Annotated in this window: 16 protein-coding genes; 6 read left to right on the top strand and 10 right to left on the bottom strand. The window is 64.3% G+C overall.

The genetic code is table 11. The annotated features are described in order from the left end of the window. The first annotated feature begins 10 nt into the window (after positions 1-10). The 4 genes from nirB to JT360_RS13475 all read left to right on the top strand — a co-directional run bounded on the left by nirB (position 11) and on the right by JT360_RS13475 (position 6,899). Positions 11-2,461, top strand: coding sequence for a nitrite reductase large subunit NirB (nirB, locus tag JT360_RS13490; RefSeq protein ID WP_214472106.1), 2,451 nt, complete (start codon positions 11-13; stop codon positions 2,459-2,461). A 66-nt stretch (positions 2,462-2,527) separates the two neighbouring features. Next, entirely contained in the window at positions 2,528-2,857 is a 330-nt protein-coding gene (nirD, locus tag JT360_RS13485) for a nitrite reductase small subunit NirD (RefSeq protein WP_214472105.1), read from the top strand. 4 nt (positions 2,858-2,861) lie between these two features. Next, positions 2,862-5,711: a nitrate reductase gene (locus JT360_RS13480; RefSeq protein WP_214472104.1), complete on the top strand. Its 2,850-nt coding sequence runs from the start codon at positions 2,862-2,864 to the stop codon at positions 5,709-5,711. 273 nt (positions 5,712-5,984) lie between these two features. Continuing rightward, positions 5,985-6,899 carry a hypothetical protein gene (locus JT360_RS13475; protein WP_214472304.1) on the top strand — a complete coding sequence of 305 codons (915 nt, stop codon included), beginning with the start codon at positions 5,985-5,987 and terminating at the stop codon, positions 6,897-6,899. Between the two features lie 114 nt (positions 6,900-7,013). On the opposite strand, the gene amaB is transcribed toward JT360_RS13475, so the two are convergent. The 8 genes from amaB to JT360_RS13435 form a co-directional block, all read right to left on the bottom strand. Further along, positions 7,014-8,528, bottom strand: coding sequence for an L-piperidine-6-carboxylate dehydrogenase (amaB, locus tag JT360_RS13470; protein WP_214472103.1), 1,515 nt, complete (start codon positions 8,526-8,528; stop codon positions 7,014-7,016). Positions 8,529-8,723: 195 nt separating this feature from the next. Next, positions 8,724-9,998 carry an RNA polymerase sigma factor gene (locus JT360_RS13465; protein ID WP_214472102.1) on the bottom strand — a complete coding sequence of 425 codons (1,275 nt, stop codon included), beginning with the start codon at positions 9,996-9,998 and terminating at the stop codon, positions 8,724-8,726. After that, positions 9,995-10,369: a YciI family protein gene (locus JT360_RS13460; protein WP_214472101.1), complete on the bottom strand. Its 375-nt coding sequence runs from the start codon at positions 10,367-10,369 to the stop codon at positions 9,995-9,997. Before JT360_RS13460 ends, JT360_RS13465 begins: the two co-directional genes overlap by 4 nt. A 106-nt stretch (positions 10,370-10,475) precedes the next feature. Beyond that, complete coding sequence (locus tag JT360_RS13455) at positions 10,476-11,567, bottom strand: DNA topoisomerase IB (protein ID WP_214472100.1); 1,092 nt, start codon at positions 11,565-11,567, stop codon at positions 10,476-10,478. 109 nt (positions 11,568-11,676) lie between these two features. Beyond that, positions 11,677-12,615: a glycosyltransferase family 2 protein gene (locus JT360_RS13450; RefSeq protein ID WP_214472099.1), complete on the bottom strand. Its 939-nt coding sequence runs from the start codon at positions 12,613-12,615 to the stop codon at positions 11,677-11,679. Positions 12,616-12,758: 143 nt separating this feature from the next. Further along, positions 12,759-13,643 carry a transglutaminase family protein gene (locus JT360_RS13445; RefSeq protein ID WP_214472098.1) on the bottom strand — a complete coding sequence of 295 codons (885 nt, stop codon included), beginning with the start codon at positions 13,641-13,643 and terminating at the stop codon, positions 12,759-12,761. A gap of 165 nt (positions 13,644-13,808) precedes the next feature. Next, positions 13,809-16,220: a circularly permuted type 2 ATP-grasp protein gene (locus JT360_RS13440; protein WP_214472097.1), complete on the bottom strand. Its 2,412-nt coding sequence runs from the start codon at positions 16,218-16,220 to the stop codon at positions 13,809-13,811. A gap of 6 nt (positions 16,221-16,226) precedes the next feature. After that, entirely contained in the window at positions 16,227-19,586 is a 3,360-nt protein-coding gene (locus JT360_RS13435) for a transglutaminase family protein (protein WP_214472096.1), read from the bottom strand. A gap of 469 nt (positions 19,587-20,055) precedes the next feature. On the opposite strand from JT360_RS13435, the gene JT360_RS13430 reads away from it, so the two are divergent. Continuing rightward, a complete protein-coding gene (locus JT360_RS13430) occupies positions 20,056-21,078 on the top strand; it encodes an IS110 family RNA-guided transposase (protein ID WP_214472095.1) in 1,023 nt (340 codons plus the stop codon). A 359-nt stretch (positions 21,079-21,437) separates the two neighbouring features. Here the strand turns inward: JT360_RS13430 and JT360_RS13425 are convergent, their stop codons facing one another. Continuing rightward, positions 21,438-22,634, bottom strand: a complete 1,197-nt coding sequence (locus tag JT360_RS13425; RefSeq protein WP_214472094.1) for an acyl-CoA dehydrogenase — start codon at positions 22,632-22,634, stop codon at positions 21,438-21,440. A 103-nt stretch (positions 22,635-22,737) separates the two neighbouring features. Here JT360_RS13425 and JT360_RS13420 point away from each other — a divergent pair, with 103 nt between their 5' ends. Further along, complete coding sequence (locus tag JT360_RS13420) at positions 22,738-23,640, top strand: LysR family transcriptional regulator (RefSeq protein WP_214472093.1); 903 nt, start codon at positions 22,738-22,740, stop codon at positions 23,638-23,640. A 101-nt stretch (positions 23,641-23,741) separates the two neighbouring features. Here the strand turns inward: JT360_RS13420 and JT360_RS13415 are convergent, their stop codons facing one another. Continuing rightward, the gene (locus JT360_RS13415) at positions 23,742-24,164 is read right to left on the bottom strand and encodes a cupin domain-containing protein (protein ID WP_214472092.1); all 423 of its coding nucleotides are present in this window, start codon (positions 24,162-24,164) and stop codon (positions 23,742-23,744) included. Positions 24,165-24,371: the final 207 nt, after the last annotated feature.

The following is a 24,371-nucleotide window of genomic DNA, read 5'->3' as shown; positions in this document are numbered from 1 at the left end:
GATCAGCAAAATGACCGAGAAACTCGTCATCATCGGCAACGGCATGGCCCCCGGGCGCATGCTGGAGCATCTCCTGGAAAGGGCGCCTGGGCGCTACCAGGTCACCATCTTCAACGCCGAGCCGCGTGTGAACTACGACCGCATCATGCTGTCGCCGGTTCTGTCGGGTGAGAAGGCTTACGAGGAAATCATCATCCATGGCGATGGCTGGTACATCGCCAACAACATCACCCTCTACAAGGGCCACAAGATCGTTTCCATCGACCGGCAGGCAAAGACCGTCACCTCCGATCATGGCGTGACCGAGCCCTACGACAAGCTCGTCATCGCCACCGGCTCGGTGCCGTTCATCATCCCGGTGCCGGGCCACAACCTGCCGGGCGTGCTCACCTATCGCGATCTGGACGACGTCCGGGCCATGATGCTTGCCGCGCAGTCCAGGTCCAAGGCCGTGGTCATCGGCGGCGGCCTGCTTGGACTGGAGGCAGCCGCAGGCCTCAGCGCGCAAGGCATGGACGTCACCGTGCTGCATGTAATGCCAACGCTGATGGAGCGCCAGCTTGATCCCGCCGCCGGCTACCTCCTGCAGCGCGCGGTTGAAGAACGCGGCATCAAGGTCATCACCAAGGCCAACACCCAGGCGATCACGGGCAACGGCAAGGTCGAGCAGGTGGAACTTGCCGACGGAACCATCATTCCGGCGACGCTGGTGGTCATGGCGGTCGGCATCCGGCCGAACGCCGCAATCGCCAAGGAGGCCGGCATTGCCGTCAATCGCGGCATCGTCGTCGATGCCGGCATGCGCAGCAACGATCCCGACATCTATGCGCTCGGTGAGTGCGCCGAGGTCAGTGGCCAGGTCTATGGCCTGGTCGCGCCACTCTATGAGATGGCGCGCGTCACTGCCAGCCAACTGGCCGGCGACGAGGCTGCTGCCTTCGTTCATTCGGATACGCCGACCAAGCTCAAGGTCACCGGCATCGAGCTGTTCTCGCTCGGCGATTTCGCCGATGGCGACGACCGCCAGGAAATCGTACTGCGCGATGCTTCGGCCGGTGTCTACAAGCGGCTGGTGCTGAAGGACGACCGCATCATCGGCACCGTGCTCTATGGCGAGACATCAGACGGCGCCTGGTTCAACGACCTCAAAAAGAAGCAGACCGACATATCGCAGATGCGCGACACGTTGATCTTCGGCCAGTCATACCAGGGGGGTGCCCCGCTGGACCCTATGGCGGCCGTTGCAGCCTTGCCGGATGATGCGGAAATCTGCGGCTGCAACGGCGTTTGCAAGGGCAAGATCACGGGTGCGATCACGGCCAAGGGCCTGACCTCGCTCGATGACGTGCGCGCCCACACCAAGGCCTCGGCCTCCTGCGGCTCCTGTACCGGGCTGGTCGAGAAGCTGATGGTGCTGACCATCGGAGACAAGTACAACCCGGCCGCGGTGCAACCGATGTGCGGCTGCACCACGCTCGGCCATGACGAGGTGCGCCGGCTGATCAAGGCCAAGCACCTGAAGACCATTCCCGCCGTCATGCAGGAGCTGGAGTGGACCACCTCCTGCGGCTGCGCCAAATGCCGGCCGGCGCTCAATTACTACCTCGTCTGCGACTGGCCGGACGACTACGCCGACGACTACCAGTCGCGCTTCATCAACGAGCGCGTCCACGCCAACATCCAGAAGGACGGCACCTATTCGGTGGTGCCGCGCATGTGGGGCGGCGTCACCAATGCGGCAGAGTTGCGCGCCATCGCCGATGTCGTCGACAAGTTCGAGATCCCGATGGTCAAGGTCACCGGCGGCCAGCGCATCGACATGCTGGGCATCCGCAAGGAGGACCTGCCGGCGGTTTGGGCCGATCTCGGCCAGGCTGGCTTCGTCTCCGGCCACGCCTACGCCAAGGGCTTGCGCACGGTGAAGACCTGCGTCGGTTCCGACTGGTGCCGCTTCGGCACACAGGATTCGACGGGGCTGGGCATCCGCATCGAGAAATTCATGTGGGGCTCGTGGACCCCTGCGAAGGTCAAGATGGCGGTGTCGGGCTGCCCGAGGAATTGCGCCGAGGCGACCTGCAAGGATGTCGGCGTGATCTGTGTCGACAGCGGCTATGAGATCCATTTCGCCGGCGCCGCCGGCCTCGACATCAAGGGCACCGAAGTGCTCGGCCTTGTGAAGACAGAAGACGAGGCGCTGGAGCATATCGTGGCGCTGACGCAGATGTACCGCGAGCAGGGCCGCTACCTCGAACGCATCTATAAATGGGCCAAGCGCATCGGCATCTCGGAGATCAAACGCCAGATCATGGACGATGCGGACAAGCGCAAGGCTTACTACGAGCGCTTCGTCTTCTCGCAGAAGTTCGCCCAGGTCGACCCATGGTCGGAACGCGTTTCCGGCAAGGACAAGCACGAATTCCGGCCGCTGGCTTCGGTCGGGTTCGCAGAGGCGGCGGAGTAGGCGCGTGTTCCCGAAAAGTGGAAACCGGTTTTCGGTCAAGAACACGCGCCAGCAGGGATGGGATATATGAACTGGATATCGATCGGCTCTCTCTCCGACATCCCCCGACGCGGCGCGCGCTGCGTCGCCACGCCGGAAGGCAAGGTCGCGGTCTTCCGCACCCAGGACGATCAGGTCTATGCCATCGACGACCATTGCCCGCATAAGGGTGGCCCGCTCAGCCAGGGCATCGTGCATGGGGCGGCGGTGACCTGTCCCTTGCACAACTGGGTCATCTCGCTGGAGACCGGCAAGGCGCTCGGCGCCGACGAGGGCGCGGTGCGCACCATCCCGGTGAAGCGGGAAGGCGAACACCTGTTCATCGCGCTGGAAGCGCTGGCCAGCCGCGCGGCCTGACCAGATGGAGTTTGTCGAAGCGCGCGAGGTGAGGACCACCTGCCCCTATTGCGGGGTGGGCTGCGGCGTGCTGGCGAAGGTCGCCGCGGACGGGCAAGTGTCCGTCCGCGGTGACCCCGATCATCCCGCGAATTTCGGCCGGCTCTGCTCCAAGGGTTCCGCGCTGGCCGAAACCATCGACCTCGACGGCAGGCTGCTTCATCCCGAAATCCAGGGCCGCCGCGCAGGCTGGGACGAGACACTCGACCTCGTCGCCTCGACCTTCTCGCAGACCGTCGCCGAGCACGGGCCGGATGCGGTCGCCTTCTATGTCTCTGGCCAATTGCTGACCGAGGATTATTACCTCGCCAACAAGCTGATGAAGGGGTTCGTCGGCTCGGCTAACATCGACACCAATTCGCGCCTGTGCATGGCCTCGTCCGTCGCCGGCCACCGCCGCGCCTTTGGTTCCGACACGGTGCCGGGCACCTACGAGGATCTGGAGCTTGCTGACCTCATCGTGCTGGTCGGCTCCAACCTCGCCTGGTGCCATCCCGTGCTCTACCAGCGCATCGCCGCTGCCCGGGAAAAGCGGCCTGACATGAAGATCGTGCTCATCGACCCGCGCCGCACCATGACATCCGATATCGCCGACATGCATCTGGCGATCGCGCCGGATGGCGATGTCGCCCTGTTCACCGGCCTGCTCGCCTGGCTCGGCCAGCACAACGCGCTCGACCGCGCCTATATCACCGCGCACACGACGGGCTTCGGACAAGCGCTTTTCGCCGCCTCGGCGCTCGACGTTGCCGGCGTTGCCGCCGCGACGGGTCTGAGCGAGGACGAGCTTGTCCGCTTCTACAGCCTGTTCGCCGCGACTGCGAAGACGGTGACGGTCTACAGCCAGGGCGTGAACCAGTCGTCGTCGGGCACCGACAAGGTCAACGCCATCATCAACTGCCATCTCGCCACCGGCCGCATCGGCAGACCGGGGGCCGGGCCATTTTCGGTGACCGGCCAGCCCAACGCCATGGGCGGCCGCGAGGTCGGCGGCATGGCCAATATGCTCGCCGCCCATATGGAGATCGAGAACTCCGAGCATCGCGATCGCGTGCGGCGCTTCTGGAACGCGCCTGATGTCGCGCAAAAGCCCGGCCTGAAGGCGGTCGAGATGTTTCAAGCCGTGGCCGACGGGCGCATCAAGGCGCTGTGGATCATGGCCACCAATCCAGTCGATTCGATGCCGGATGCCGATGCCGTCGAAGCGGCGATCAAGACCTGCCCCTTCGTCGTGGTTTCGGACGTGCTGGCCAGCACGGACACCGTGCGCCACGCCCATGTCCGGCTGCCGGCCGCCGCCTGGGGCGAGAAGGACGGCACCGTCACCAATTCCGAGCGCCGCATCTCGCGCCAGCGCGCCTTTCTGCCCGCGCCCGGTGAGGCGCGGCCCGACTGGTGGATTGTAGCCGAGGTGGCGCGGCGCATGGGGTTTGGCGAGGCGTTTACACATGCTTCGCCGGCGGAGATTTTCGCCGAGCATGCCGCGCTGTCTGGGTTCGAAAATGATGGTGCGCGCGATTTCGATATCGGGATTTATTCCGGTGTCGATGGGAAGGAATACGACACGCTGGCGCCTTTCCAATGGCCAGCACCGAGCCAAGGCACCCCCCTCTGGCCTGCCGGCCATCTCCCCCTCAAGGGGGGAGATCAGCTTTTGTCGCGGCCTTCGCCAATCGCCAAAGGGGAAGAACGAACGGGGATGCCTAAGCTGCCAATCTCCCCCCTTGAGGGGGAGATGGCCGGCAGGCCAGAGGGGGGGGCTCAAGCTGGAGGTCAGCCAGAAGGCCCTTCCAGCACCCGCTTCTTCGCCGACGGCCATTTCTACACCCCCGACCGCAAGGCGCGCTTCATCGCCATCCGCGCCACCACGGAATGCCGCACCAGCCCCGATTTCCCGCTCATCCTCAACACCGGCCGGATTCGCGACCACTGGCACACCATGACGCGCACCGGCAAAAGCGCGCGACTGTCCCAGCACATCGCCGAGCCCTTCGTCGAAATCCATCAGGCGGATGCACAACACCATGGCATCGGCGACGCCGACATCGTGCGTATCTCCACTCCTCGTGGCGAAGTGCTGGTCCGCGCCCTGATCACGTCCCGCCAGCGTCGGGGTAGTGTCTTCGCGCCAATGCACTGGACCGACCAGTTCGCCGCACGGGGCCGGCTCGACGCGCTGACCGCGCCGCTTACCGATCCAATCTCCGGCCAGCCGGCGTTGAAACATGTCGCGGCCCGCATCGAGAAATTTGCTGCCGGGGCGTTTGGTTTCGCCGTGACACGGCAACGTCCCCAGGCAATCGCCGCCGACTATTGGGCGGCGGCCCGCTGCAAGGGCGGCTGGCGAGTTGAACTTGCTTTTGCCAATGCCGAGGTCGACTGGACGGGCTTTGCCCGGTCACTGTTCGGCGCAGAGCCGGAAGCCGAAGTGCTCGCCTATCACGACCGCGACGCCGGCCAGCACCGCATCGCCGCTTTCGACGGCGAGCGCCTCACGGGCGCCTTGTTCATCGCGCCTGCCCCGGTCGCGGTGTCGCGCGGCTGGGCGGCTGAACAATTGGAAGCACCCCATGCCAGCCAGCGCGAACGCTTCAGGATCGTTGCCGGCCGCGCCGGTGCCGAACGACCGGACGCCGGCGCGACCGTCTGTTCCTGTTTCAACATCGGCGCCAACCAGATCGTGGCGGCGGTGGCGGGCGGCTGCACGACCGTCGAAGCCATCGGCGGTGCGCTGAAGGCCGGCACCAATTGCGGCTCCTGCCGGTCCGAGATCCGCGCGATCATCCTGGCCAATCGCGTACAGGCCGCCGAGTGATCAGTGTCCCTCGTCAGCTGACGAAATAGCGCTGCACGCCACCCGGCAGCCAGGTGTGCAGCCGGGAGAATGAGGCGGCTCTCCGCCGATCACAACCGGTCAACTTTCCGTTCCTTGCCGTGCCGAGTCCCCGAATATCCCTGTATCGACATTGCGGCCACTACCCAAACGGCTGATGCAATAATTGAACGGCCCGGTGATCACGGATCTGTGCCTCGGCTGGCCCCGTCTTCCGCAATTGTACGTCTGGACACAGGTGTTGAAGACTGGAAAATAGGGAGCGCAACTTCGCCGTCCGAGTTGATTAGAAACCTCAGGAGATCAGCGCTGAATCTGGAAGACATAGCCGCCCACCCGGCCTTGCACCGCTACGTTCAGGAACAGTCCCAGTCCCTGATCCGAATCTACGAGGAAAGCCCGCGGCTGGCTTCCATCTTTGCCACGCAGCAGCGCTGGCTGATGGGTCATGTCGGCCTTGCCATGCACTTCAGGCGCGACCCGAACGACCGCCGCAAGGAACTGACAGTATCGCGTTTCATCGAGGTCGTGCACAAGAATTCGGTCGCCAGCCGCAACACGGCGGACGCCTTCATCAAGGAGATGCTGCACTACAACATCGCCGAGTATGTGGAGGGCGGGGACGGCCGCACACATCCCCTGCAACCGACGGCGGCCACCATTGAGAGGTTCACTGGCTGGGTGCTCGCCCATCTGCGCACGCTTGACCATATCGACGGCGGCGACCGGCTGGCCAGGTTCCTGGACCGGCCCGACATGCTTGCCACGCTGCAGCCCCTGGTGGCTGACGGCCTGCTTGCCTCAAAGCCGGTGCGCGAACCCAACCAGACCTTTTCCCTGTTCATCTGGCTCAACAATGGCGGCATCGTCATGGACTGGCTGATGTCGGGTATCGATCCCGACCATGCCGGCCTGGAGCGGATTCCGACCAGCGTGGTGTCGATCGGAGACTTCGCCAAATGGCTCAAGCTGTCGCGGACCCATCTCGGCCGCAAACTGCGCACCGCCGAGGAACTCGGCAGCCTCGGCTGGCTTGGCCAGCGCGGCCATTCGGTGATGTGGGTGTCGCATCGGTTCTATGAGGAATACATGACCGTCCAGGCCGCCAAGCTGGCCGTCGTCGACAGTGCCTTCGAAGCCTGCTTTCCACCATCGCAAGCCGGCGCCTGAGCGGCGCCGCGCGAGACCGACGCGGTCAAGCTGGCCATCATCACCGACGCCTTGCCAAAGCCTGTGTCGATTGATGCTCGCCAAGCCACACCGACACGACTTTGATCGGCGTTCTCAATCGATGTCGAACGAGACGCCCTGGGCAAGCGGCAGCGCTTTCGAATAGTTCACTGTGTTGGTGGCGCGCCGCATATAGGCCTTCCACGCATCGGAGCCGCTCTCGCGGCCGCCGCCGGTTTCCTTTTCGCCGCCGAACGCGCCGCCGATCTCGGCCCCCGAAGTGCCGATATTGACATTGGCGATGCCGCAGTCCGAACCGTCGACGCCGAGGAAGCGCTCGGATTCCTGCAGGTCGCGGGTGAAGATCGACGACGACAGGCCGGCACCCACCGCATTGTGCTCGTCGAGCACGGCGTCGAAATCCGAGTACTTCATCACATAGAGGATCGGTGCGAAGGTCTCTTCCGTCACCGGTGACACCTGCTTCGGCATTTCGACCAGCGCCGGATGCACATAATAGGCATCCGGATGGCCGTTCTCGACCCGCGTGCCGCCGGTCACCTTGCCGCCATGGGCGATCGCTTCCTGCAACGCCTTCTGCATGGCATCGAACGCCGCCTTGTCGATCAGCGGCCCGACCAGCGAGGAGGTCTCCAGCGGGTTGCCCACCGAAACGCTCTGATAGGCCTTCTTCAGCCGCGGCAGCAGGGCGTCGTAGACGCTGTCATGCACGAACAGGCGCCTGAGCGTCGTGCAGCGCTGGCCGGCCGTGCCCATCGCGCCAAAGGCGATGGCGCGCAGCGCCATGTCGAGATCGGCCGTTGGGCATACGATGCCGGCATTGTTGCCGCCAAGCTCCAGCACAGCACGCGCAAAGCGCTTGGCCAGCCGCGGCCCGACATCCCGGCCCATGCGGGTCGAACCGGTGGCCGACACCAGCGGCACCTTGGGATGGTCGACCAGGATCTCGCCGACGGCACGGTCGCCGATCAGCACTGGCGCCAGGCCCTGCGGCGCATCCGCGCCGAAACGCTTGACCGCGCGCTTGAAGATTGCCTCGCAGGCGAGCGCCGTCAGCGGCGTCTTCTCCGACGGCTTCCACACCACCGCGTCACCGCAGACCAGAGCAAGTGCTGCATTCCACGACCACACGGCGACCGGGAAATTGAAGGCGGAGATAACGCCGACGACGCCGAGCGGATGCCAGGTTTCCATCATGCGATGGCCCGGACGCTCCGTGGCGATGGTCAGGCCATACAATTGCCGGGACAAACCGACGGCGAAATCGCAGATGTCGATCATCTCCTGCACTTCGCCGAGCCCTTCGGACGGGATCTTGCCGACCTCGATCGACACCAGCCGGCCGAGTTCGGCCTTGTGCGCGCGCAACTCCTCGCCGAGCAGCCGCACCAGTTCGCCGCGCTTCGGACCCGGCACCAGCCGCCAGGATTGGAACGCTTTGTGCGCGGCATCGATGGTCTTGGCAGCATCGGCCGGCGAGATCGTCTTCAGCCCCGCGATCTCTTCGCCCGTCACCGGGCTCTTCACAATGAGGTCGCCGCCGACAAGCGCGTCCTTGGCCACACCCAGTTTGGCCAGAAGCTCGGCCGTTTCCTTCGCTATGGTCATTTTTTGTCCCTTTCAGATCCCGTCGCTCATATGGCGTCGGGTCAAAGCCTCCGCCACGCGCCCGCGTGCCGACAAGGCACTGCAGGCACAGTCATGGCGTGGCATTACTCGTTTCGGGGGAAAATCGCCACCCCGGCATGGTCCAAGCCCAACCTACACGATTGAGCCAGCCGACATGATTGAGCCAGCCGGACGTCAGTTGGCCTTCTTCGCCGGCACGCGCACGGTGCCGTCTTTCATCAAACGGTCGATATGCATGCGGATATGGGCTGCTTCCGCCGCGGTGTTGGCAAGCGCGATGGCGCGGTCGAAAGCAATGCGCGCTTCGTCGCCCCGGTCGAGCTGCATCAACAGCCCGCCCTTGAGGCCGAAGAAATGGAAATAGCCGGAAAGTCTCTGCTCCAGAGGTTCGATCATGGCAAGTGCTGCTTCCGGGCCGCGCACCTTGGAGACCGCAACCGCGCGGTTGAGCGTGACCACCGGCGACGGCTGCATCTGTTCGAGCAGGCCATAAAGCAGGTCGATCTCCACCCAGTCGGTGTCTTCGGCAGTCGCCGCCCGGGCATGCAGGGCCGCGATTGCCGCTTGCACCTGGTAGGGACCGGGCTTGCGATGGCGCAACGCCTTGTCGACAAGGGCGAGCCCCTCGTCGATCATCTTGCGGCTCCACAGGCTGCGATCCTGGTCCTCGAGCAGCACGATCTCGCCGTTTTCGTCGAAGCGGGCCGGCGCGCGTGCGTGCTGGAGCAAAAGCAGCGCCGTCAGCCCCATGATCTCCGGCTCGGTCTGGAACAGCCGCAGCAAAAGCCGGGAGAGCCGGATCGCCTCTTCGCAAAGCGGCGCACGGGCCGGCGCCTCGCCGCTGTTGGTCGAATAGCCTTCGTTGAAGATCAGGTAGACCATGGCCGCCACCGCGGCCAGCCGTTCCGAGCGCTCGACGGCGCCCGGCGTCTCGAACGGTACGCCGGCGTCCGCGATACGCGCCTTGGCGCGGGTGATCCGCTGCTCCATGGCGCTCTCGCCGACCAGGAAGGCGCGCGCGATCTGCTTGACGGTCAGGCCTGAGACGATGCGCAGCGCGACAGCGATCTGCTGCGTCGCTGGCAGATCGGGATGGCAGCAGATGAACAGCAGCCGCAAGATGTCGTCGCGGTAATGCGCGCCGTCCAGCCGCTCGGCGATATCGCTCTCGGCATCTTCGAGATCGGAGATCTGGTCCTCTTCTGGCATTGGCGCCTGCTTGGCACGCTTGCGTACCGCGTCGATGCCGCTGTTGCGGCCGACGAAGATCAGCCAGGCCGCCGGGTCGCGGGGCGGCCCGTTCTGCGGCCAGTTCTTCAGCGCCCTGAGGCATGCGTCCTGGAAAGCTTCCTCCGCCGTATCGAGATCGCGGAAATAGCGCAGCAGCGCACCCATCGCCTGCGGGCGGGCGGCGCTTATCGCCGAGCTGATCCAGGCGAGTTCGGTCATGCTGGAACCTTGTTGGCATGGAACACCGAGACCGGCCGGATCTCATAGGACCCGCCGCTCGGATTGACCTCGGAAAGTTCGCGGGCGAATTCGACGGCCTCGTCGAGATCGGCACAATCAAGCGTGTAGAAGCCGAGGAACTGTTCCTTGGTCTCGGCGAACGGTCCGTCGATGACGACCGCCTCGCCCTTGACCCTGCGCAGTGTCGTCGCCGCCGTCGTCGGCAAAAGCCGCGCCACCGGGCCGAGCCGGCCGGCATTGGCGTACTTCTCCTGAACGTCGAGGAGGTCTGTCATGACCTTGTCGTCCTGTTCCTTGCTCCAGGAGCAGACGACATCTTCGGAGGCGTAGCAGAGGATAGCATAAAGCATGGGCGGTCCTTCTCCGTATCAAAGGACGAAACACTAGGACCGATCCCGACATGACGTCGATAAAAAAATCCGGGGCCGCGGATTTGGCGGCCACCGACAACCGCAGTCAGCTTTCGTGCGCCCTCAACCATCTCAGCACCAGCGCTTCTTCTTCGTCGAGACCGTCCATGGACCGCTTGCGCTTGTTGGCTTCGGCCATTTCGGCAAGCAGGCGCCCCTGCGACCAGGCCTCGAAGACCCGCGGGTGGATATAGCATTTGCGGCAGACGGCGCGCGTGTTGCCGAGCCGCTCGGCCACCTTGTCGATGACGCTGTTCATCACCCGCTTTTGCTGTGTCTGGCTTTCCGGCGGTTCGGTCTGTGCAAACAGCGACGCGGCATGGATCGTGCCGCCCCACGTGCGGAAATGCTTCGAGCTGAACGCATCCCCGGCAGCGTCCCTGATATAGCGGTTGACGTCGTCGGAGTGGACCGGGCGCCTGTTGCCCTCCTCCTCGAGATATTGGAACAGCTTCTGGCCCGGCAGATCCTGCGCACCGCGCACGATGCCTGCGATGCGGCGATCGACCAGCTTCAGCTTCCATTCCTTGCCGGACTTGCCCTTGAAGGCAAAGCGCAGGCTCGATCCCTTGATGTCGACATGACGGTCCCGCAACGTCGTCAGGCCGAAGCTCTTGTTATCGCGCGCATAGGCGGTATTGCCGACACGGATCATCGTGTTGTCGAGCAGCCAGACGACTGCGGCGACGACACGCTCGAAAGGCAGGCCGTGGCGGCGCAGGTCGCTGTCTATCGTGCGCCGCAGTTCCGGCAGGCTTTCGGCGAAGGCAACGAGGCTCGAATATTTGGCGCTGTCGCGTTCTTCGGCCCATTGCGGATGATAGCGATACTGCTTGCGCCCCCGCTGATCCCGTCCTGTCGCCTGGATGTGCCCATCCGCGTCGGGCGAAATCCAGACATCCGTCCAGGCCGGCGGAATGACGATCGCCTCGATACGCGCCCTGGCGGCATCCGAGACCGGTCGCCCGTGAGGTCCCTTGTAGGAAAATCCCTTGCCTGCCTTCAGCCGGCGGATGCCGGGCTCGGCATCGCTGACATAGGTCAGTGCGGCATCCCTGGCCGAAACCTGCGCCCCGTTCTTCGGCGCAGCATCGGCGTCGGCCGGCTGGCCGTGCGGCAATCCGGATCCCTGCAGCATGTGAGCTCCACGCAAATGTCAGTAGATAAGTTGCTGGCCGACTGCTGGTTCCACACGCCGTCTGAAAAGCGGGTAAGCCCGGTGGCGTGGGCAACCAGGGGCAGGAGGCCTACGACGCGCCCTGCATCTGGGTCGGCGGAAAGGACAGCCGGCGACGCGCCGCGAGCTTGAATTTGTAGCGCAGGCATCGCCAGGCTTCCGAGCGCCGCTTGGGCGCCGCCGAGGCCACCGCGAGAAAACGCGCGGCCATGTCCAGGTCGCCGCGCGCATAGTGGACGCGGGCGATCTTGAGGGCGACAAGGCCCTCCCTGGTCTTCAGCGCCGAGACCGGGATGTCGCAATCGATGAGCATGCGCAATTCCCGGCGCCACTCCAGGAAGCGCCGCACCGGATTGACCGCAAAACGATCATCGGAGCGCACCGGCGAAACCTCATAGACCATGACGGGTTGCGCAATCATGGCCAGCGATGCCTTGCTCATCAACCGCGCCCAGAACAGCGTGTCCTCGTCATAGGCAAGACCCACCGGAAACCGTGTCTCGCCGATCAGGCCCCGGGATGCCAGGACGCTGCCCACGGCGACCGAACGTATGTCGCCTTTCACATAGGCCGAAGCGTTTGCCAGGCACCCAGCCTGATAGCCGTTAGGAACCTTGATCTGCCGGTCCACGCCGTTCACCCGTCGCCGGAAGGCGCCAACGATCATGTCGGCTTTCGGCTGGTTCTCCGCTTGCCGCAGCAGCGCACGCAATCCGCCCTGAAGATGCATGTCGTCGGCGTCGATCAGGTACACAAAGGGATGGAGCGCCTGCGCCAGCGCCACGTTGCGCGCACCACCGGCATCGCGGCAACTGGCCGGCAGCACGCGCAGCGGTAAGGACAGTTCCCTCGCGGCCTGCCGCGCGACGGCAGCTGTACCATCCGTCGATGCATCATCGACCAGCAGCACCTCACCGATAATCTCGGCTTCGCTGCCAAGCGATGCCAGTGTTGTCGCAATGGTTGTCGCTGCATTGTGGGCGGGAATGATGACGCTGACAGCTTTCAATTACAAAATCCCGCGCCCGCGCCTTAACAATAAAGTTATTGTCCACCTCGAAACGAGAATAGATTAGCAACGTCATCGATGTTTGAGAAGTCGCTTCGCCCACCCAGAATTGCATTGGTGGTGGGCCGCGCGCTTCACCCGCCTCACGCCTTTTCGAGCGCGACCGGAATGACGTCGACAGCCTGTTCGCCCACCTGCCCACCCGTGGTCTTCAGCACACCGACGATCGGCGCGACATCGGAATAGTCGCGGCCATAGCCAACGGTGATGTGGTCGTTGCTGGCCCGCATCCCGTTGGTCGGATCGAATTCCTGCCAGCCGGCATCGCGCCCGCACCAGACCTTCACCCACGCATGCATGGCATCGGCGCCTTCCAGCCGCGGCTTGCCCTTGGGCGGGATGGTGCGCAGGAAACCGCTGACATAGCCGGCCGGAATGCCCAGTCCACGCAGCCCGGCAATCATGATGTGCGAGAAATCCTGGCAAACGCCGCGTTTCAACCTGAACGCATCGCTTGCCTTCGTCCGAACCGTGGTCGCCTCGCCATCATAGGTGAAATCGCGATGGATGCGGTTGCACAGGGTCATTGCCGTCCCGGCGGCGGAGTTGCCGACGCTGTCATGCGCATAGGAAGTGATCGCCGCATCGATGCCCGCATGGCTGCTGGGGGCCAGAAAGTGATGCGGCGAGGCGGACGCCAACGACCGCACCGCAGCCAGCTCCTGCCGCAGCCGCCCGATATCTGGCGACACGTCGAGCCCTGGCTCGGGCCGCGACACCGAAACGCGTGCGCTCATCCTGATGTCGAGCGCGTCATGCGCGTCGCGAAAGGCGATCGACGTGACGTTGTTGCCGAAGAAATCCGAGAAATCCGACCGTTCATTGGGCGCCGGCGCAAACGACAGGGATGCCGCAATGACCCGCTGCGTGCCTGATATCGTCGACGGCAGGACACGGATCTGATGACGCCCGCCGCCGGCCGCGGCAGCGTAGTCGTAGTGGAGATGAAGCCTGATGTCGTAAAGCATGCGCTACTTTTCTGTCTGGCGCAGGTTCTGCCGCAAAACCGGCGCCAGTTTTGCGGAACCTGCTTAGAGCAATTCCAGGAAAAGTGTGAAACGGTTTTCCCACAGGAATTGCGTTAAAACAAAGAGATAGAGCGGTTCGCCGTTTCCGTGAAACGGTGAACCGCTCTAGCCGAAATAGGCTTTGGCGAGGCTGTTGTAGAGGCCGCCGATTTCATAGGCGAGCTCGTCCAACGCCTTGGCCGTCATGTCCGAAGGCTCCTTGATGGCGATGGCCGTATTGAGCTGCAGGATCTCCTTCGCCGCCGGCGACATGTGCCCCTCGCCGCCGACCGACGGCAACAGCCCGATCTCCGCCTTCAGCCTTTCCAGCTGGAACAGGATCGAGCGCGGATTGAGCGGATCGAGCGCCAGAAGATCGACCACCGTGCGTCGGCCGGCCTGCACGGGATATTGCCGGCGATGGGTCATCACGCTGTCGCCGATCTCCAGCATCATGTCGAGCGCGCCGTCCGGCGCCTTGGCGCTGGTCAGCCTGGCGAGCGTGCGGGCGATCTGGATGCCGCGTTCCAGCCGCCGGCCGATTTCGAGGAAGCGCCAGCCGGCAAAACGGTACATGTTCTCGTGCAGCAGGCCGGAGAAGCCGGCGAGCTTGCGCAGGATCACCGTCATTGCCCGTGTCGCATCATCGCCGGGCGCCACGATCCTTGCGAATTGATGGATGGTCTTCGACAGGTCCTTCAGCGCCAGCCAGCCATCGGGCGAGAAACGGTCGCGGATCTGTCCGGCGCTGTAGACGGCGCTGTCCAGCGTGCCGATCAGCCCCGACGGGATCGCCGTTTCGACGTCGATGCCGAAAGGTTCGAGATAATCCCTGATGTCGGCCAGCAGCGGCATATCCGGGTCGGATGTTTCGGCGAGCCGCACATGATAGGCGCGCAGGATGCGCACCGTATCTTCCGAACGTTCGATGTAGCGGCCGAGCCAGGTCAGGTTTTCCGCGGCGCGGCTGGGCAGGCTGCCCGGCCTGGTGCGGGTGAAGCTGTCGCCTTCCTGCGGCAGCAGCGTCTCGCGCTCCACCGGCCTGTCGCTGACCACCCAGACATCGGCCGCCTGACCGCCGCGCTGCATGGCAATCGCCGTCGGGTCGAGCGACAGGCCGACGCGAGCGAACCCGCCCGGCATCACCGTCCAGCCCTCAGGGGTCCGTGCCAGATGGACGCGCAGGCTCGCCGGCCGCGGCTCAAGCCAGCCGCCGACATAGACCGGTGTCGTCGAAAGCGTCACCGCTTCCTGGCCGACGAAGGCGCCACCGTCGCGCTCGATTTGCGCCACCAGTTCCGCCCGCTCCCCTGCCGACAGCGCCGCGCCGAGCTTGGTCTGGTCGTCATCTTCGAAGGCCAGCCGCGTCGACAGTGCCGGGCCGATCACCATGCGGTCGATATTGGCCAGCACATGGGCGCGTTCGGCTGCTTGCCCGCACCACCACGTTGCGACGCTCGGCAGCAACAATTCCTCGCCCCGCAATTCGCGCGCGATCTTGGGCAGGAAGCCGAGCAAAGCACGCGTTTCCATCAGGCCCGACCCCAGCGCATTGACGGTCGCAACCGCGCCCTGGCGGATCGCTTCCACCAGCCCCGGCGTGCCGATCTGCGAGTCCGATCGCAATTCGAGCGGATCGGCAAAGGCGGCATCGAGCCGCCGCCACAGCACGCTGATCGGCATCAGGCCGGAAACGGTCCGCACCATCAGCCTGCCGCCGGACACGGTCAGGTCCTCGCCTTCGAGCAGCATGATGCCGAGATAGCGGGCGATGTAGGCGTGTTCGTAATAGGTTTCGTTGAGCGGACCAGGCGTCAGGATGGCGACGCGGCCGTCGGTCTCCTTCGCCATGCCGATCAGCGCATCGCGGAAGCGTCGGAAAAAACCGGCAAGCCGGTGGACATGCATCTCGCCATAGATGTCGGACAACGCTCGCGTGGTGGCGACACGGTTCTCCAGTGCAAAGCCGGCGCCCGATGGCGCCTGCGTGCGGTCGCCCAGCACCCACCAGCGGCCGTCGGGCCCCCGGCCAAGCTCGAAGGCGCAGAAATGCAGGTAATGGCCGCCGGCCGGGATGGTGCCCACGACGGGCCGCAAATATTCGGGGCTGGCGGCGATCAGTCCCGCCGGCAGGATGCCTTTTTCGACGAGCCGGTTACGCCCATAGATATCGGCGATTGTTTCCTCGAACAGCTCGGCGCGCTGGACGAGGCCGGCGCTGATCGCGGCCCATTCGGTATCTTCGATGAGCAGGGGCACATGCGCCAGCGGCCATTCGCGCTCATTGGCGCCGGCCTTGTCGTAGACGCGGTAGTAGACGCCGGCATCGCGCAGATACTGGTCGGCACGGGCGAAGCGCTGGCCGAGCTTTTCGGCGCCGAGATCTTCAAGCGCCTCGATAAAGTGCTTCCAGGCTGGACGGGGATTGCCGGAGGCGTCGACCATCTCGTCGACGACGCCGTCGATCGGCTGGTAGTGCTCCAGCAGTCTGTGGGTTTGCGGCTTGCCGCGTGCCCTTTTGTGATTCCCCTTGGCCATGTCCGATCACAGTCTGGGTGGGCGCCGAAGGTCAAGGGTCATCGGGAAATCTTCCGCCGGTTGTTCCTCGCGCAGCACATAGCCCGACGGCGTGTGGCCGCGCGGTTCGAAGCGGGCGAGCCGGCGTGCCTCCGCCTCGTTGCCGTTGACCGGGAAAGTGTCGTAGTTGCGCCCGCCGGGATGCGCGACATGGTAGACGCAGCCGCCCACCGCCCGGCCCGACCAGCGGTCGTAGATATCGAACACCAGCGGCGTGTTGACCGGCAGCGCCGGATGCAGGCCGGAGGCGGGCTGCCAGGCCTTGAAGCGCACGCCCGCCACCGCGACTTCCCTGTTATCGGTGACCTTCATCGGCACGATGCGGCCGTTGCAGACGACGGCATGGCGCTCCGGGTTCAGCCCTTCGGTCTTGACCTGAAGCCGTTCGACCGAGGAATCGACGAAACGCACTGTGCCGCCGATCGCGCCTTGCTCGCCCATCACATGCCACGGCTCCAGCGCCTGCCGCAGCTCCAGCTTGATGCCCGCGTGCTGGACCTCGCCGCAGAAAGGAAAGCGGAATTCGAGCTGGGCATCGAACCATTCGGGACGGAATTCGAAGCCGTTGAGCTTGAGGTCGTCGAGCACGTCGAGAAAATCCGCCCAGACATGATGCGGCAGCATGAAGCGATCATGCAGCGAGGTTCCCCAGCGCACGAAGCGCCCGTCGAGCGGGTTCTTCCAGGCGCGTGCGATGATCGCCCTAACAAGCAATTGCTGCGCTAGGCTCATGCGCGCATTGGGTGGCATCTCGAAGCCTCGGAACTCGACCAGCCCGAGCCGTCCGGTCGGACCGTCCGGCGAAAACAGCTTGTCGATGCAGATCTCCGAGCGGTGCGTATTGCCGGTGACATCGGTCAACAGGTTGCGGAACAGCCGGTCGACCAGCCACGGCAGCGGTGCCGCGCCTTTGTCCGGGTGCGGCACTTGCGCCATTGCGATCTCAAGTTCGTACAGCGAATCGTGACGCGCTTCGTCGAAGCGCGGCGCCTGGCTGGTCGGGCCAATGAACAGGCCGGAGAACAGATAGGACAGTGAGGGATGCCGTTGCCATTGCAGCACGAGGCTCTTCAGCAGATCGGGCCGGCGCAGGAACGGACTGTCGTTGGGCGTCGCGCCGCCGACCACGACATGGTTGCCGCCGCCGGTGCCGGTGTGCCGGCCATCGATCATGAACTTGTCGGCGCCAAGCCGCGTCTGCCGCGCCTCGTCATAGATCGCCGTCGTCGTCGCCACGCAATCCTGCCAATTGGAAGCCGGATGGATGTTGACCTCGATGACACCGGGATCCGGCGCCACACGGATGACGTTGAGGCGCGGATCATGCGGCGGGCCATAGCCCTCTATATGCACGGGAAGACCGATCGCCCGCGCCGCGTTCTCGGCGGCTGCGACGAGTTCGAGATAGTCCTCCAGCGCCTCGACGGGTGGCATGAACACGCACAGCCGCCCGTCGCGTGGCTCGACCGAAAGTGCCGTGCGCACCGCGCCGCCGATCTCGGTGATCTCCTGCTCGACCCGGTCCTGCTGTGCGGTCGCGGCGGTAAATGAGGCGGCCTGCTGGCGCCGCGCCATCTCATCGGCGCCTTCAAGTTCGGCCGGCGCAGGCCCCGGCAGCATGGCTTCACGCGCGGGCAACGGGCCGCGCGGCAGCGACGGATCGACCGGCACGATATAAGGGAACTGCGCCGGCGGCACATAAGGCAGCGTGCCGAGCGGCAGCCGATACCCGACCGGTGAATCGCCCGGCACCAGGAACAACCGGCCGCGCCGCGTCGTCCATTTTTCGGACCGCCAGCGAGGGTCCGACGCCTGGCTGTTCCAGCGCTGCACCGGCAGCACGTAGCCCGACGGCTTGGTCAGCCCGCGCTCGAACACCTTTGCCATGCGGCTACGCTCTTCCGGGTCTTCCAGCCTTGAATTGGACGGGTCGACATTTTCCGGCAGCTTGCCTTCCTTGAGCAGCCATTCGGCCGGGTCCTCATAGGCTTCGCTGACCATGGTTTTGTCGATGCCGAGTTCATCCGCGATCGCCGTCAGCAGGCTCTCGGCCTGCCTCGGCCCGATATCCGCCTCGCTCTTTTCGCGGGCGATCAGCGACGGGTCGCTCCACACCGGCTGGCCATCGGCGCGCCAGTAGAGCGAGAAGGTCCAGCGCGGCAGGGTTTCGCCGGGATACCATTTGCCCTGGCCGTAATGCAGGAAGCCGCCGGGCGCGAAACGCTCGCGCAGGCGGCGGATCAGCGCATCGGCCTTTTCGCGCTTGGTCGGCCCGACAGCGGCGGTGTTCCACTCGGCGGATTCGAAGTCATCGATCGACACGAAAGTCGGCTCGCCGCCCATCGTCAGCCGTACATCGCCGGCCGCAAGCGCGGCATCGACCTTGTTGCCGAGCGCGTCGAGCGCTTGCCAGCTTTCGTCGGAGAACGGCTTGGTGATGCGCGGATGCTCGGCAATGCGATCGACCCGCATCTCGAAGCCGAACTCGACATTGGCAAAGCTCGCCATGCCGGAAATCGGTGCAGCATTGCGGAAATGCGGCGTTGCCGCCAGCGGCACATGGCTCTCGCCGGTGAGCAGGCCCGAGGTGGGATCGAAGCCGATCCAGCCGGCGCCCGGAAGATAGACCTCGCACCAGGCATGCAGATCGGTGAAATCGACTGATGTGCCCGCCGGCCCATCGAGCGCCACCAGATCCGGCTTGAGCTGGATCAGATAGCCGGAGACGAAGCGCGCGGCGATGCCGAGATTGCGCAGGATCTGCACCAGCAGCCAACTCGAATCGCGGCATGAGCCCTTGGCCGCCGCCAGCGTCTCTTCCGGCGAAAACACGCCGGTCTCCATGCGCACGATGTAAGCGATCTCGCGCTGCAGCCTGGCATTGAGATCGACGAGGAAATTGACCGTGTTTTTCGCACTGCGGTCGATGGTGTTCAGGAGGGCCGAGAGCAGCGGTCCCGCCGGCTCCGGTGTCCGGTAGATGGCGAGATCGTCGCGGATCTCTTCCGGATATTCGAACGGGAATGCCTCGGCCGATGGCTCGACGAAGAAATCGAACGGATTGTAGACCGTCATGTCGGCGACGAGATCGACCTCGATCTTGAGTTCCGTCACCGGCTCGGGAAAGACGAAGCGGGCGAGGAAGTTGCCATAAGGATCCTGCTGCAGGTTGACGAAGTGGTTCGCCGGCTCGACCTTCAAAGAGTGGCTGAGCACCTTGGTGCGGGAATGGGGCGCCGGCTGCAGCCTGATGATCTGGGGACCGAGAACCACCGGCCGGTCATATTTGTAATGGGTCAGGTGGTAGACGGCTGCCAGAATTGCCATGGGGCCCCGGAGATCGGCGTTAAACTGGCCGAACCCTGACACAGGTCCTGGGTATTCTCCAAGCACAGATGTTGCGGTGCACCTAATTTAAGCAGCTACCGAATGCCCAATTCGCCTATAATTGGCGAACGGGCCTCAATCACTTCGTCATCCTGGGGCGCAGCAAGGAGCGAAGCGACGCAGCGCAGACCCCAGGATCCATGCCGCGACTTTCGAGCACGGCAACGGTGCAATTCTATTCTGCCGTAATGCCCATGGTTCTATTCTGTCGTAATGCCCATGGTCGGGCGTTCTTAAGCCCGTTCTGAGCCGCTGCATTCTACAGCAAATGTCGCGGCATGGATCCTAGGGTCTGAGCGACGCCGCTGCGCGGCTGCTTCGCCCTAGGATGATGGGTGGACGGCCCCTTGCGGCATCGAATGTGCCAAACTGGGCTGTGATTAACCCCCAGCGGAGGAGACCGTCCGACATGCAAGCTATCAGATTTGGAATCGATTTGGCCAAGAATGTGTTTCAGGTGCACGGCGTGGATGCTGCCGGGCATGTGGTGGTGCAGCGCCAGCTGCGCCGTGCGCAGGTGGTGAAGTTCTTCGCCGCGCAGCCGCCGGCTCTGGTCGGCATGGAGGCTTGCGGCTCGGCCCATCATTGGGGCCGCACGCTGCGAGCGCTTGGCCATGAGGTCAAGCTGATGCCGCCGGCCTATGTGAAGCCCTATGTCCCGCGCAACAAGAACGATGCCCGCGACGCAGACGGATGTTGCGAAGCGGTGAGCCGGCCGAAGATGCGCTTTGTGCCGATCAAGACGGTCGAACAGCAATGGGCCAGGGGGCTGCATCGCACGCGCAACCTTCTGGTGCGCCAGCGCACGCAACTGGCCAACGCCATTCGTGGCCTGCTCTATGAGATGGGTCAGACAAGCGCCAAGGGGGCTGCAGGCATCGAAGCCCTGCTGCAGCGCATCGAGGCGTCGGACGAAGCCATCCCCGCGCCGCTGTTGATCTGCCTGGCGCCTCTGGCCGGGCAATGGCGCGCGCTCGATGGCGAGATCGGCAAACTGGACAAGCAAATCGTCAACCAGGTCAAGCAGGATCGGGCGGCCATGCGGCTGACGAAGATCCCGAGCGTCGGCCCGATCATCGCGCAGGCGACCATCGCGGCCATCGGCGACGGCCGCCAGTTCACCTCGGCCAGGGACTTCGCCGCCTGGCTGGGCCTGACCCGCAAGAGCCATGACACCGGCGGCAAGCACAGCTTGACAGGCCATATCAGCCGCGCCGGCGACAGGGACCTGCGAAGGCTGCTCATTCTCGGCGCCAGTTCCTGGCTGCGGCAGGTCAGGGCCAAGCCCGACAGAGGCTCGCCCTGGATACGCGGCCTGCTGGCCAGGCGACCGGTCAAGGTCGCGGTCGTCGCCCAGGCGGCCAAGACCGCTCGCATCATCTGGGCGATGCTGAGCTCGGGACAGGAATACAGGGCACCGGCTGCGGCATAAGCCGCAAATCGAGACCCTCAACAGCGTAAGGAGCAGAAAGGCAGCACGGCAAAATGGTCAGGACCTGGGTCGGGACACTCCGCCTTCGTCATCGCGATACAAGAGCGCGCTGTGGATGATTGGAACCCGATCCGCGTAACCCTTGAGGGCCAGCGGTCATCACAACTCGACCGCATCAAAGGCCGAATACATGACCGCTCCAGACTTGCGCCGCCGCCGCCATTTTGCCTCTTGCCTAAGAGGGGCCGTCCATACATGACGAAGCAAGGGGCGCCTTTGAGCAATCTCCAAGGCTTGCGAATTGCCGCGCGACCCATGTCCGCGGCCAATCGCTAACATTGCGATTGCGAGCCAATGCCTCAGAAAAAAGCCTGTATCCCCGTTTGCGCCCGCCCGAGGATCAACGCATGCACGTCATGCGTGCCCTCATAGGTGTTGACCGTCTCCAGGTTCTGCGCGTGGCGCATGACGTGGTAGCCGATCTGGATGCCGTTGCCGCCGTGCATGTCGCGGGCCTGCCGGGCGATGTCGAGCGCCTTGCCGCAATTGTTGCGCTTGACGATCGAGATCATCTCCGGCGCCATCTTGCCTTCGTCGAGCAGGCGGCCGACGCGCAAGGATGCCTGCAGGCCGAGCGCGATCTCGGTCTGCATGTCGGCGAGCTTCTTCTGGTAAAGCTGTGTGCCCGCCAGCGGCTTGCCGAACTGCTTGCGGTCGAGGCCATACTGGCGGGCGCGATGCCAGCAATCTTCCGCGGCCCCCATCGAGCCCCAGGAAATGCCGTAGCGAGCCCGGTTGAGGCAGCCGAACGGTCCGCCGAGACCCCTGGCGTTGGGCAGCAGCGCGTCCTCGCCGACCTCGACGCCTTCCATCACCACTTCGCCGGTGATCGAGGCCCGCAGCGACAGCTTGCCGCCGATCTTCGGCGCCGACAGCCCCTTCATGCCCTTTTCCAGCACGAAGCCGCGGATCTCGTCCTTGCCGTTGTCGCCCTTCAACTTCGCCCAGACGACGAACACGTCGGCGACCGGCGCGTTGGAAATCCACATCTTCGAGCCGGAGAGCTTGTAGCCGTTGGCGGTTTTCTCTGCGCGCGTCTTCATGCCGCCGGGATCGGAGCCGGCATCCGGCTCGGTCAGGCCAAAGCAGCCGATCCACTCGCCGCTGGCGAGCTTCGGCAAATATTTCTTGCGCTGCTCGTCCGAGCCGTAGGCATAGATCGGATACATCACCAGCGACGACTGCACCGACATCATCGAGCGATAGCCGGAATCGACGCGTTCGACTTCCCGTGCGACCAGCCCGTAGGTGACATAGTTGGCACCAAGACCACCAAACTCCTCGGGAATGTTGATGCCGAGAAGGCCGGCATCGCCCATCTCGCGAAAGATCGCGGTGTCAAAGGTCTCGTTGAGATAGGCCTCCTCGATACGCGGGGCGAGCTTGTCGGCGGCGAAAGCCGCCGCACCGTCGCGCACCATGCGCTCGTCTTCCGAAAGCTGGTCCTCGATCAGGAACGGGTCTTCCCAGACGAATGCATTCTTGTCGGCGGCCATGGCTTCTCGATCCTCGAAACGGGTGAAGCCCGGCTTATCGGCCTGCGGTCAGAAAAAATCAAACGAAATTGCTTCACAGATCAATGAGCGTTAGGAATGGATCATGAGTGTCCAGCGCCGCCTTTTGCCGAACATCAGCGCCCTTGCCGCCTTCGAGGCGGTGGCCCGGCTTGGCAGTTTCACCGCCGCCGCCCAGGAGCTGGATTTGACCCAGGGCGCAGTCAGCCGACAGATCAGGCTGCTGGAGGATCAGTTCGGCCGTCGTTTGTTCGAGCGCGACAGCCGTAATGTCCGACTGTCGACAGCAGGCGAAATCTATGCCGAGGCGGTGCGTTCGGCGCTTGGCCAGTTGCGTGACGCAGCCCTTGGATTGATGAGCAATCGGCATAGTGGCATCCTGAACCTGGCCATTCTGCCGACCTTCGGCACGCGCTGGCTGATGCCGATGATCCCCGATTTCGTCGAAAAAAATCCTGACATCACCATCAACTTCGTCACCCGCGTCGGCCGCTTCGACTTCACCAGGGAAAGGCTGGATGCCGCCATCCATTACGGCCTGCCGGAATGGCCCGAAGCCGACTCGACGCTGCTGGTGCGCGAAACCGTGGCGCCGGTGGTGTCGCCCGAATTCCTCGCCGGCCGCGCCATCGCCAATCCGGCCGATATCGGCCGCCTGCCGCTGCTGCATATGGCAACGCGCCCCGGCGCCTGGACCGAATGGTTCGAGCATCAGGGCCTGAGTGCGCCGACCGGACCGGGCATGCAGTTCGAACAGTTCGGCACCGCCGCCCAGGCCTGCATGGCGGGGCTCGGCGTCGCGCTGTTGCCGCTGCTCCTGATCGCAGGCGAATTGCAGCGCGGCCAGCTGGTGCCGGCTCCAGGCCAGCCCATGCAGAGCCGCAGCGCCTATTATCTCGTCGTCCCGCACGACAAGCGCGGCCATCCGCCCGTCGCCAGCTTTCGCGACTGGCTGCTGACGCTTGTTGCGTTGCGACACGCTACCTGACCAGCGGTGGCGCACATCGCCCTCAATGCGAATTGATCTCAGGTCAGACCGGACTCACGGCGGAATCAGGCGCCCGATCGTCCGGCCCGAACCCGTTTTGTTCAGGCAGGTATCAACATGGCGATGCGGTGCACGCCGACCTCCTTGCTCGTATTCGTCGCCTCGTCGGTCTTGCCCTTGGCGCAGGTGTACATGTCACCCACCTTGAGCTTGAATTCCTTGTCCGCTTTCTTGATGGTGAATGCGCCTGAAGTAATGGTGCATACCATGTCGTTGGGCATCACGCTTTGAGGCGCGTGTGCTCCGGGCTGAAAGACTATATCGACAATCGAAATGCTCTTGTAAGCGGGAATATCGGAATTGCCGGTGCCGACCTCAACCAATCTGACGCCGGGCGCAATCTCCTTGCCCTCCTTCGGGCCGTATTGCTTGGTTTTTGCGGATGCCGCGAAGGTGAACAAGGGTGTTACCGCCGCGGCCGTCACACCGAGAGCAATCGCAGACCTGCGATTCATAGTTTTCATCGCATCCTCCCATATGTCAACCACGCACGAAGGTGCGCGGTTACATATATTAGCACAACCGCAAGTAAGATGCAGGGATTCCGCGACGGCAAGCTCGTTGGCGCGAAATGCCGACATCTGTGCCCAGGTCATTGGAGGGAGGTCCGGTCTTTTTCACTTAAAAACCGCCCTTCCCCTCCCGCGCCCCCGCCCGCCCCCCCCCCACCC

Origin of the sequence: Mesorhizobium sp. dw_380, assembly GCF_018588885.1 — a bacterium.
GTDB lineage: Bacteria > Pseudomonadota > Alphaproteobacteria > Rhizobiales > Rhizobiaceae > Mesorhizobium.
Note: the sequence above shows the minus strand (reverse complement) of the source record. Positions and strands in the feature narration are given on the sequence as shown.

Excerpts from the sequence above, each read along its gene's own strand:
- JT360_RS13430 (WP_214472095.1), top strand. The coding sequence starts at position 20,056 with ATGCAAGCTATCAGATTTGGAATCGATTTGGCCAAGAATGTGTTTCAG.
- JT360_RS13415 (WP_214472092.1), bottom strand. The coding sequence starts at position 24,164 with ATGAAAACTATGAATCGCAGGTCTGCGATTGCTCTCGGTGTGACGGCC.
- JT360_RS13465 (WP_214472102.1), bottom strand. The coding sequence starts at position 9,998 with ATGACCGAACTCGCCTGGATCAGCTCGGCGATAAGCGCCGCCCGCCCG.
- nirB (WP_214472106.1), top strand. The coding sequence starts at position 11 with ATGACCGAGAAACTCGTCATCATCGGCAACGGCATGGCCCCCGGGCGC.
- JT360_RS13425 (WP_214472094.1), bottom strand. The coding sequence starts at position 22,634 with ATGGCCGCCGACAAGAATGCATTCGTCTGGGAAGACCCGTTCCTGATC.
- JT360_RS13435 (WP_214472096.1), bottom strand. The coding sequence starts at position 19,586 with ATGGCAATTCTGGCAGCCGTCTACCACCTGACCCATTACAAATATGAC.
- JT360_RS13460 (WP_214472101.1), bottom strand. The coding sequence starts at position 10,369 with ATGCTTTATGCTATCCTCTGCTACGCCTCCGAAGATGTCGTCTGCTCC.
- JT360_RS13440 (WP_214472097.1), bottom strand. The coding sequence starts at position 16,220 with ATGGCCAAGGGGAATCACAAAAGGGCACGCGGCAAGCCGCAAACCCAC.
- JT360_RS13420 (WP_214472093.1), top strand. The coding sequence starts at position 22,738 with ATGAGTGTCCAGCGCCGCCTTTTGCCGAACATCAGCGCCCTTGCCGCC.
- JT360_RS13480 (WP_214472104.1), top strand. The coding sequence starts at position 2,862 with ATGGAGTTTGTCGAAGCGCGCGAGGTGAGGACCACCTGCCCCTATTGC.
- nirD (WP_214472105.1), top strand. The coding sequence starts at position 2,528 with ATGAACTGGATATCGATCGGCTCTCTCTCCGACATCCCCCGACGCGGC.
- amaB (WP_214472103.1), bottom strand. The coding sequence starts at position 8,528 with ATGACCATAGCGAAGGAAACGGCCGAGCTTCTGGCCAAACTGGGTGTG.
- JT360_RS13455 (WP_214472100.1), bottom strand. The coding sequence starts at position 11,567 with ATGCTGCAGGGATCCGGATTGCCGCACGGCCAGCCGGCCGACGCCGAT.
- JT360_RS13445 (WP_214472098.1), bottom strand. The coding sequence starts at position 13,643 with ATGCTTTACGACATCAGGCTTCATCTCCACTACGACTACGCTGCCGCG.